The sequence below is a fragment of the Gemmiger sp. genome (assembly GCF_057431175.1).
Genome location: NZ_DBMDDV010000042.1, coordinates 1 through 9,709, shown reverse-complemented (window position 1 = coordinate 9,709; position 9,709 = coordinate 1). Strand labels below are relative to the sequence as shown.

The 9,709-nt window shown below is 57.3% G+C and carries 7 protein-coding genes and 1 tRNA gene; 4 read left to right on the top strand and 4 right to left on the bottom strand.

What is annotated here, in order from left to right; all coding sequences use genetic code 11:
* Positions 1 to 101: 101 nt before the first annotated feature.
* A tRNA-Glu gene (locus ACZO0A_RS11900) sits at positions 102 to 176 on the top strand.
* Positions 177 to 495: 319 nt separating this feature from the next.
* Here ACZO0A_RS11900 and ACZO0A_RS11895 read toward each other — a convergent pair.
* Positions 496 to 1,827 carry an Ig-like domain-containing protein gene (locus ACZO0A_RS11895; RefSeq protein ID WP_302375858.1) on the bottom strand — a complete coding sequence of 444 codons (1,332 nt, stop codon included), beginning with the start codon at positions 1,825 to 1,827 and terminating at the stop codon, positions 496 to 498.
* A gap of 188 nt (positions 1,828 to 2,015) precedes the next feature.
* On the opposite strand from ACZO0A_RS11895, the gene ACZO0A_RS11890 reads away from it, so the two are divergent.
* From ACZO0A_RS11890 to ACZO0A_RS11880, 3 genes are all read left to right on the top strand, one after another.
* Positions 2,016 to 2,582, top strand: coding sequence for a M48 family metallopeptidase (locus ACZO0A_RS11890; protein WP_291232282.1), 567 nt, complete (start codon positions 2,016 to 2,018; stop codon positions 2,580 to 2,582).
* A 216-nt stretch (positions 2,583 to 2,798) separates the two neighbouring features.
* A complete protein-coding gene (locus ACZO0A_RS11885) occupies positions 2,799 to 4,229 on the top strand; it encodes a lipopolysaccharide biosynthesis protein (protein ID WP_302375856.1) in 1,431 nt (476 codons plus the stop codon).
* 112 nt (positions 4,230 to 4,341) lie between these two features.
* Positions 4,342 to 5,091 (top strand): nitroreductase family protein, encoded by a 750-nt coding sequence (locus ACZO0A_RS11880; RefSeq protein WP_486846377.1) that lies wholly within the window; start codon positions 4,342 to 4,344, stop codon positions 5,089 to 5,091.
* 185 nt (positions 5,092 to 5,276) lie between these two features.
* Here ACZO0A_RS11880 and ACZO0A_RS11875 read toward each other — a convergent pair whose 3' ends face one another.
* The 3 genes from ACZO0A_RS11875 to ACZO0A_RS11865 all read right to left on the bottom strand — a co-directional run bounded on the left by ACZO0A_RS11875 (position 5,277) and on the right by ACZO0A_RS11865 (position 8,833).
* Entirely contained in the window at positions 5,277 to 5,963 is a 687-nt protein-coding gene (locus tag ACZO0A_RS11875; RefSeq protein ID WP_291232280.1) for a prepilin-type N-terminal cleavage/methylation domain-containing protein, read from the bottom strand.
* A 15-nt stretch (positions 5,964 to 5,978) separates the two neighbouring features.
* Positions 5,979 to 7,865, bottom strand: coding sequence for an LTA synthase family protein (locus ACZO0A_RS11870; RefSeq protein ID WP_302375854.1), 1,887 nt, complete (start codon positions 7,863 to 7,865; stop codon positions 5,979 to 5,981).
* 188 nt (positions 7,866 to 8,053) lie between these two features.
* Positions 8,054 to 8,833, bottom strand: coding sequence for a type III pantothenate kinase (locus tag ACZO0A_RS11865; protein WP_215692619.1), 780 nt, complete (start codon positions 8,831 to 8,833; stop codon positions 8,054 to 8,056).
* Between the last annotated feature and the right edge of the window lie 876 nt (positions 8,834 to 9,709).

Sequence of the window (9,709 nt, the reverse complement as noted above, 5' to 3'; positions counted from 1 at the left end):
ACCGCTACCACATGATACAAGGTTTCGCTAAAATACTTGGGGGTCGGTTGCAATAGTAGCCGATAAGTTGCTTGCTGTTTTAGCGAAATCTTGTATTATATGGCCCGTTGGTCAAGCGGTTAAGACACGGCCCTTTCACGGCTGTAACATGGGTTCGATTCCCGTACGGGTCACCAAAAAGCACTACTTCACTTGAGGTAGTGCTTTTTTCTTTATATTTACTTTTCAACAGGTGTCGGGCGTAAATGGTGACCCATACGGGAATCGAAAAGCCCGGGCCCTGCGTCCGCGTCCCGCAGGGCAAAAACAGCCCTGTGGGCTGTTTTTAGGGCGGGGGAGATGGACGTACGGGTCACCAAAAAGCACCAGAATTTAGCGTTTTGTTAGATTTTGGTGCTTTTTATTTTTGCTCTGCTAAAAATATGATGATATATAGTAAATTTTTGAAATTACTTGTGGTATAGTTATACTAGATTTAAAATCAGGATATTCCTCTTACCCAAACGTGCAACACCAAATGGTCTTACCGCCAATCTCAAAATAACAGCAGATACCAATTTGCGTAAAATTGGGGTTCATAATAACAGCGTAGTGGCTGGGGCTGTTTTGCCATGCACTACAAACTTCCGAAGCACTCTTTTGACTTTGAGCGAGAATTTCGGGAGTCTGTGCTCCATCGTGAGACAATGTATTATTTTTTAACTGGTAGTCACATCTACTATAAGCAATGCTGTCAAGACCGCTACTGGCCGACAAAGCAGAAAGGCCGCCAGCCGCACGCATGGCATTGATATTGTTGAGTACAGCCCAATAGGGAGAATCGGCTTGGTCGATGTACCACCACGTTCCATCGTTCGCATTACTAAACGGAATTGCGCCATATTCAAAACTGGAAGAAGCCGCGGCACTAGAATTTTGTGCCTGACCGCTGGAAGTGGTAGAAGAACCATTATTGCTGTTGCCCACTGTGCTGGCGGCCTTGGTGGCGACCGTGACTTCACATTCAGCCGTCACACCGTTTACATCAACTGTAATAGTGGCCGTACCGTCAGCAACAGCGGTGACATTGCCCTCCGCGTCCACCGTGGCAACGGTTTCGTCACTGCTGGTATAAGTAACATTGTCGGCAAGGGCTTCTTCGGGGGCTACGGTATAGGTAAGCTGCGCCGCTTCCTCGGGCTGCAGGGTCAGCGCGGTGTCGCTCAATTCGACGCTTTCAATCGCAGGCAGAACCGTGACCTGGCAGACAGCCGCAAGCTCCGTGCCGTCCACAGCGGCGGTGATATCCGCTTCGCCCGCCGCCACGGCTGTGACCTCGCCCGCGTCGCTGACCGTGGCAATGGCATCGTCGGAAGAAGTGTAAGTAATGGCAACATGGGTCGCGTCCTCCGGGGCCACGGCGGTTTCCAGCGCGGCGGTTTCACCAGTGGTCAGGGTCAGCGTGTCCGTGGTGGTAATGCCCGTCGGCGTGACAACGACCTCAATCGTCTTGCTGGCAGTGAGGGTGCCGTCCTGGCTGGACAGCGCTACCTCGGCCGTGCCCGCCTTGAGCGCGGCAAGGTTGCCGAAGTCGTCTACCATTACGACGGTGGGATCGCTGGACACATAGCCTATGCCCAGTGCGTCCAGCTTTTTGGCAAGGGCGGCGCTCTCGGGCGTTGCACCGTCAAAAATGTATTCGGGTTCGGCGGTGATGACCGCGCCTTTTTCCAGACTGTCCGGCAGGTCCAGCGCTACGCCGGTGATCTGGACGCCGCAGCCTGCCAGACTGGCCGCCAGCACGCAGGAAACGGAGAGTGCAAGTAACGTCTGATGAGTAGATTTCATAGCAAATACGTCCTTTCTGTTTGCAGCTTATCAGTAGGTTCACTCTCTATATAGGGGCACGGCGGCGAAAAGTTAAGACAAATGCGAAAAAATTTCAGGCGGGCGGCGTGTCCGCCTTTTTGCTTGCACTTTCCCGCAAATGCGTGTACAATATGGCATATATTCTTTATAAAAAAGGGGGCGGCAGTTTGGCGGCACAAAAGGTGCAGCAACGCACGGCGGGGGGCATTGCCTACACACTGACGCGGCGGCGGGTGCGCAATATCAACCTGCGCGTGCGGGCCGATGGTTCCGTGGCGGCCAGTGCGTCGGTGCGGGTGCCGGTAAGCTATGTGGATGCCTTTGTGGCCGCACGGGCCGATTGGGTGCGCAGCGCACAGGCCCGGGCCGCCGTCCGGCGCGAGCGCGAGGAGGCCGAGCGCCCCGAACTGCCCGCAAAGGCGGATGCGCTGGCCCATATGCAGGCGCTTTGCCGGGTATACTATCCGCAGTTCGCGGCCAGCTGCCCGGGCGGGCATATGCCCAAAATCGCCGTGCGGGACATGACCACCCGCTGGGGGTCGTGCAGCCTGCGCACCGGCACGCTGGCCTTTGCGCGGCGGCTCTGTGTGATGCCGCTGGCGGCGCAGGAATATGTGGTCGTACATGAATTTTGCCATTTTGCCCACCCGGACCACAGCCCGGCGTTTTGGGCGGCTGTAGCAAGGGTCATGCCGGATTATAAACAGAGGGAAAAGTTGTTGAAAATGCGGTGACGGCCGGGAAAGCCTTCCCCCTGGGGGGGGAAGGTGGCCGTAAGGCCGGATGAGGGGCGTGTTTATGGATGCCGCCCGGGAAAGGGGCAGCAGCGGCAGGCCTGCCCCTCATCAGCCGCCTGCAGGCGGCAGCTTCCCCCCAAGGGGAAGCCAAAGCTCGGCGGCGGGGATGCCGCGCCCTTACAATCCAATAACATCCAAAAGGGAGGTCCTATCTTGCCATCTCCACAGAAAAAATACACGACGCTTGTCAGCAATACGCTGTTGTTTGCCATCTCCAACTTCAGCTCCAAGCTGCTCAGCTTCTTCATCCGGCCGTACTTGAGCTACGCGCTGGACTCGCCGGATGTCATGGGCGTGTCGAGCCTTTTGCAGCAGGCCACCAACCTGCTCATCCCGGTGGTCAGCCTGGGCGTGGCCTACGCGGTCATCCGGTTTGGCCTGGATAAGGAAACCGACAAATCCAGCGTGTTCGTCAACGGCGCGGCTACGATCAGCCTGGGCTTTGTGGTGTTGCTGCTGGCCATGCCGCTGGTGCGGCTGATACCCAATGCGGCGGAATATCTGGGCTTTTTGTACCTTTGCGTGCTGGCAAGCTGCCTGCGCACGCTGTGTACCCAGTTCATCCGCGCGCGGATGCTGAACCGGCTGGTGGCGATAGACGGCGTGCTGACGACGCTGAGTCTGCTGCTGTATTATCTCTTGTTCCTCAGCGTGTTTAAAATGGGCGCGACCGGCTTTTTGCTGGCAAACGCGCTGGCCGATTTGACATCCATGGTGTTTGTGTTCATCGCGGGCGGGTGTTGGCGGTACTTCAAACCCAAAGCGTTCAACACGGCGCTGTGGAAGGATATGCTGCGCTACTGCCTGCCGATGATCCCGGCGTCCATCAGCTTTTGGATCATCAACGCCAGCGATATGTTCTTTGTGCAGGGCATGTGCGAGAACTATGGCGGCCGCAGCGGCAACCACTGGGTCGGCCTGCTGTCGGCGGGGTACTTCCTGCCGCAGATCATCACGATCCTGGGCAGCATCTTCTACGAGGCATGGCAGCTCTCCGCCGTGACCGAGGAGACCGACCGCGAGGCGTTTTTCTCCAAAATTTTCCGCGTGTATGCCAGCGTTTTGTTCTGCTGCGTGGCGGGTATCATCATGCTGTGCCAGGTGCTCATGCGGGTGTTCAAGGCCGAATATTTCGACGCCTGGACGTTCGTGCCGTTCCTGACGCTCTGCTCGATGCTGACCTGCCTGAACCAGTTTTTGAACAGCATCTACGTCGTGTATAAGCGGTCGACCGGGTCGCTGTTCACGATGCTGGCGGGCGCGGTGCTGAACCTGATTCTGAACTACCTGTTCATTCTGCATTGGGGGCCGTGGGGCGTTACCCCGGCCAGCTTCCTGAGCCTGATGCTGGTGTTCCTGCTGCGCGCCTACTCCACACGCGGGCTGCTGGAAATAGACTTCCACCCCGCGTGGCTGGTGCTGAACCTGGCGCTGGTGCTGGGCGAGATCTGGTGCATGATGAACCTGGAGCGCTGGGCCCTGCCGGTGGTAGGCATCACCGCGGTGGTCTGCGTCATGAACATCCGCGAGGTGCTGAGCATGCTGGATACGCTGCTGGCGAAGTTTATGAAGAAGAAAAAATAAGCAGAGATTGTAGGGGCCGGGTATGCCCGGCCCTCAACTTTGCCGTAAGCACAGCAAGGTTGGGGGCAAGGTATGCCTTGCCCCTGCTGGTTTATAAAAAGGGAGATTTTCTATGATCCAAAATACGATTTTATCCGCCCTCACCGCCCGCAAAAGCGTGCGGGTATTCACCCCCGACCCCGTCACGCCGGACGAGCGGGCGGCCATCCTGAACGCAGCGTTCCAGGCACCCACGGCGGGCAACCAGCAGCTGTACACGATTCTGGATATCACCGACCCGGCGCTGAAAGCCACGCTGGCGGACCTGTGCGACCACCAGCCGTTCATCGCCAAAGCGCCGTTGGTACTGGTGTTCCTGGCCGACTGCCGCCGCTGGCTGAACGCCTACCATGCGGCGGGCATCGAGGACGTGCGCAAGCCCGGCGCGGGCGATTTGATGCTGGCTATGGCCGACACCTGCATCGCTGCGCAGAACGCCGTCGTCGCCGCGGAATCTATGGGCATCGGCAGCTGCTACATTGGTGACGTCATCGAGAACGTCGAGGCCATGCGGGACGCGCTGCACCTGCCGGATTTTGTGGTGCCCGCCTGTATGCTGGTGTTTGGCCGCCCGACCGAACAGCAGCAGCGCCGCCCCAAGCCCGCCCGCTTTGCCGAGGCCGCCGTCGTCTGCGAGAACACCTACCGCGACCGCACCCCCGACGAGCTGCGCACCGACTTCACCGCCCGCGCCGTCGCCAACGGCCAGCCCGACTACGACTTTGATAAAGCCGTCACCGCCTTTTGCAACCGCAAATACGCCAGCGACTTTTCCCAGGAAATGACCAGAAGCGCAGAAATTTACTGGAAAGAGTTTGAGTAGAAAGCCTTCCCCCTTTAGGGGGAAGGTGGCCCAAAGGGCCGGATGAGGGGCGCGTTTGCCGCAGGCTGAACGTACCCTGGAAAATAAGAAAAATAAACACCGCCCCCTGCATGGCTGCCATGCAAGGGGCGGTGTGGCGTTAAACAGAGTTATTCTATGGTGTACTTGTTTTTGCCGACCTGGTGCTAATTTTTGTGGACTTTATTTTCTTTGTCGGTTCCTGTATAAGATTTTTCTTCGTCTGGCTGGTCTGTGGGAGCATCCGTCGCTTTCGGCGTCGGCACGGTCACAACATTGTTGTCGTCACTTTTTACCGTGGTTGTGCTGCTGTCATTCGTATATACGACGATAATACCATCTGCATTCTTGTAGACCAGATAGTGCAGCACACCTTCGGTGTTGAAGGTAAGTTCCTCAACGGAGCCACTCACATCGGCCCGGCTCAAGATATCGGGCACAATTTCATACATCTTGGTCATGGGCATATTGCCGGAAGGCTGGCTTGTAGTATGCAGGTAATATTGGCCGCGCCCCTCCGTCAAGGCCACTTCACCAGAGGTAACGGCAGGGGCGTCTGTGCTTTGGAGAAGAGTGATCCAACCACCCAGGTTGCCTAGGGTGGCACTTCCACCAAATTTAGCCTCGACGGCTTTTTTCTGTTCATCTGCGTACTGTGCGGCCCCCAAATCCGTCGCCGCCATCACGCACGCCTGCGCCTCGCTGACGGCCTTTTTCTCCTTGCTGGTGTCAATGTACCCGGTCAGCGCGGGCACGGCGAAGCTCGCCGTTATGCCCAAAATCACCAGCACCACCACCAACTCCACCAGCGTAAAGCCGCGGCGGTCGCGCAAGGTTCGTCTAAGACCTGTCATACGGATTCCTCCCAGTTATTCTGCGGGGGTAAAAATGCTCTGGTCACGCTTGGCGTGCACACCAATGTTGTTGTATTCCAGCGCCAGGTAGCCCTTGGCCCACTCGTCCAGCGCGGGGTCTGTGCCGTACTCGGCTGTGGTGCCGTCCACCTTCATGTAGTCGTTGGCGGCGGTCACGACCGGCGTGTTGTGCTTCATTTCCAGCAGATACTTATAATAATCGCTCAGCGGCAGCCCAGCCTGCTGCAACAGGGTGGGGGTCAGCATCACCATGTCCATGCGGTTCAGCGGGTCGGTGGTGCTGGTGGCGGCGGCCGTGTGCTCCAGCGGGTAGTTCGCCCAGATGAAGAACGGCGTGCTGCGCTCCAAAATCTGCAAATCGTTGTCGGTGGCGGCAAAGCTCGCGTCAGCCACATGCTTGACAAAGCTGGGCGCGTGGTCGCCGGCCATGGCTACAATGACCTTGCGGCCGGTCTTTTCGTACTGCTCGGTGAAATAGTCGCACAGCTCCTGCACGGCGGCGTCGGTCATCTTGATGCAGCTCAGGTACTCGTCCATCAGCTCATCGTACTCGCCGTAGTCGGTGCCCGCGTGGACAATATCAAGCGAAGCATCGTTCATATCGTAGTCGCCGTGGCTCTGGATGGAGACTAAGAAGCTGAACCGGGGCTTGTCCTCGGGCATGGCCTCGTACATCTTCTCCCAATCCCGGTAGGTGGCGGAGTCCGTCTGGTAGGGGCGGCTGCCATAGTATTCCTGGCTCGTGAAGTCGTCCTGGAAGTGCGTCTCGTCAAAGCCCATGGCCAGCCAGGCAGAGTCGCGGCGGTAGTTGGAGTTGGTGTAGGGGTGGGCGGCCATCGTGGAGTAGCCCAGGCCCTTCAGGTAGCTGACGATGCTGTTGGAATTGTACAGGTTCAGCCAGTTGAACGGCGTGATGCTGGGCATCAGGATCAGCGAGTTGGAGGTCAACATCTCATACTCGGTCGAGTTGGTGCCGCCGCCCACGTGGGGGCTGATCGTGTGGCCGTAGACCGAGTTGGGCAGGTTTTTCGTGACCGGCATAATGTCGGTGTCGGCCTGCAGGTCGGTCACAAGGTCAAAGTCGTAGAAGCTCTCGGAAAGGATCAGCACGACGTCGGGGTAGTCCTCGGCGCTCTCGGGGCTGGCGGGGGCCACGTAGTCACCGGCTTTCTGTGCGGCGGTCTGCACGGCAGTGTCAGTGTAGTTTTCTGGTTCGATGATGGGGTCGGACATCAGGCTCGTGGCCTCGATGGTTCCGGCCAGGTAGCCGTAGGTGTAGTAGGTGTTCTGCCACGCCCAGCCGTAGGTGGTCTTGGGCTTGATGGTCACAGGCCCGAAGTAGCCGAAGAACATGACGAGGAACACGCCCAGCGCACTGCCCGCCACGCGCACGCCGCGCATCTTCCAGCTGGCGTGCTTGGGGGCGCCCTTGACCAGCTGCGCCTGCACAAAGGCGATTGCCAGAATCGGCAGGTAGAGCAGGGCGATGGTCACAACGTCTTTCGTGATTTTCAGCGTGTAGCTGCCCATGACCTCAGCGGCGGTGCCTAGGTTTAAGATGTCCTGGGGCATCAGCGCTGAACCGTGCAGGTCGCGGGTATAGTAGTTGATGAGCGCGATAACGGTGAACACTGCGCCGGAAATGCCGGTGGCGTGGCTCCACTTGCCCAGCACGGCAAACAGGATCAGCGTCAGGCAGAAGGCCGTCAGGGCGTTCAGCGGCGCGTAGAGCGGCCACTGCAATTCCAGAAAGCTGGGCGTGACGCCGTCGGATAATTCCAGCTGATAGCGGGAGATAAACCCGACCGCCACAGCCAGCAGGCAGGGGAGTACCCCCTGTAAGAGAAATTTCTTCCAGTTGATTTGTTTAAAATGTTGCATGGGTGATGATAAATGCCCTTTCTCTATGAATTTGTACAGAAATATACATAATGCATTATAACATACCCATTTATAAAAATAAAGTAGGGGCCGGGTATGCCCGGCCCGCAGCCTTATCATTATTGCAGCTTACCCTTTTAGCGAACCGTAGGGGCGGGGCTCTGCTCCGCCAGCCTTAGCCTTATAACTCACTTCCGCGCATTCTTCTTCCAAATCACATACAAACCTTCCAGAATCAGCGTCTCACGGTAGTGTATTTCGGTCGTGCAGGCCGCACGCACACTGTCCGGCAGCGTGCCTGTCGCCACGACCGGGGCCTCGCTGGCCCCCAGCATACCGCGTATCTGCGCCACCATGCCGTCCAGCATGGCCGCCGTGCCGTACACGATGCCGCTGTGCAGGCAGTCCGCCGTGTTGGTTCCCAGCAGCTTGCGGGGGCGGGCCTCCAGCTCCACCTGGGGCAGCTGCGCTGTGTTGCGGATCAGCGCCCCCAGCGAGCACTGCGGCCCGGGCAAAATCGCGCCGCCCACCAGCGCACCGGTGGTATCCACGGCCAGCAGCGTGGTGGCGGTGTCAAAGTTCACCACCACACAAGGTGGCGTGCAGTGCTGCAGCGCACCCACGATGGCGCACAGCAGCTCGCCGCCCAGCTGGGCCGGGTTATCCATGCGGATACGCACCCCGCTTTTCAGCCCGGGGCCGACCTCCATGATCTGGCACTCGCACATCTTGCGCAGGGCCTCGCGCAGGCGCGGCGTCAGCGCCGGCACCACGCTGGAAAAGATGACCGCTGTGATCTGCTGCGGCTCCGCCCCATACAGGGCCAACATATTTACGATTTTATATAACAGCTCATCGCTGCTCAGTGCGGTGTCCGCAAACAGCCGCGACGAAAACACCAGCTTGCCGTCCGGCGTATACCCGCCGAACGTAATGTTGGAGTTGCCAATATTCAATGCCAGGATCATGGGAAAACCTCATTTCAAACATATTGTCTTTATACTATTATAATAAGGTACAAATTGCAAGACTTTTCCACAACGTCAGCCAAACAATGTTGAAACATATAGCGTAAACTTATCCATTTACCACTCGGTAGGGGCCGGGCATGCCCGGCCCTCCACCTTGCCGTTACTGCAATTTAATCTTCCATATTGTAGGGAGGAAATTTGCCCCTCCGCCGCATATTGCCCTTATTGCCCCTTACTCCCGCCAGGTCGCCCATGTAGGGGCGGCATACATGCCGCCCGCCCCACCTTCCCGCATCACCAACTTTCCCCATCTGTTGCGCCGTAGGGGCCGGGCATGCCCGGCCCTCCACCTTGCCGTTACTGCAATTTAATCTTTCATATTGCAGGAAGGGGACTTGACCCTCCGCTGCACATTGCCTTTATTGCCCCTTACTCCCGCCAGGTCGCCCGTGTAGGGGCGGCATACATGCCGCCCGCCCCACCTTCCCATCGCAACCCCTTGTACCTATCACCACCCACCACCCCAATATACACTTTGTCCAAAAATCACTCTCAAAATTTGTCAAAAAATCCGAAAAAACTGTTGACAAGAGTCATACTCCTTGCTATAATAATCAAGCTGTCTCGCGGCGGACACGCCGCGAAAAGCGCTTCATAACAGCCTGTATATGTTTTTTGAAGAAGAAATTCTTCAAAAAACTTTCAGAAAACCCCTTGACAATCAAGCGTTTCTGATATATAATATACAAGCTATCACGGAGACGCGATAGCGCAGCAGGACCTTGAAAATTGAACAAAACTGAAACTTGTGGAACCTTGAACGTGGGTTTGGAAACCCACGATAATCAATTCCAAATTTTACAAGTAATTCAT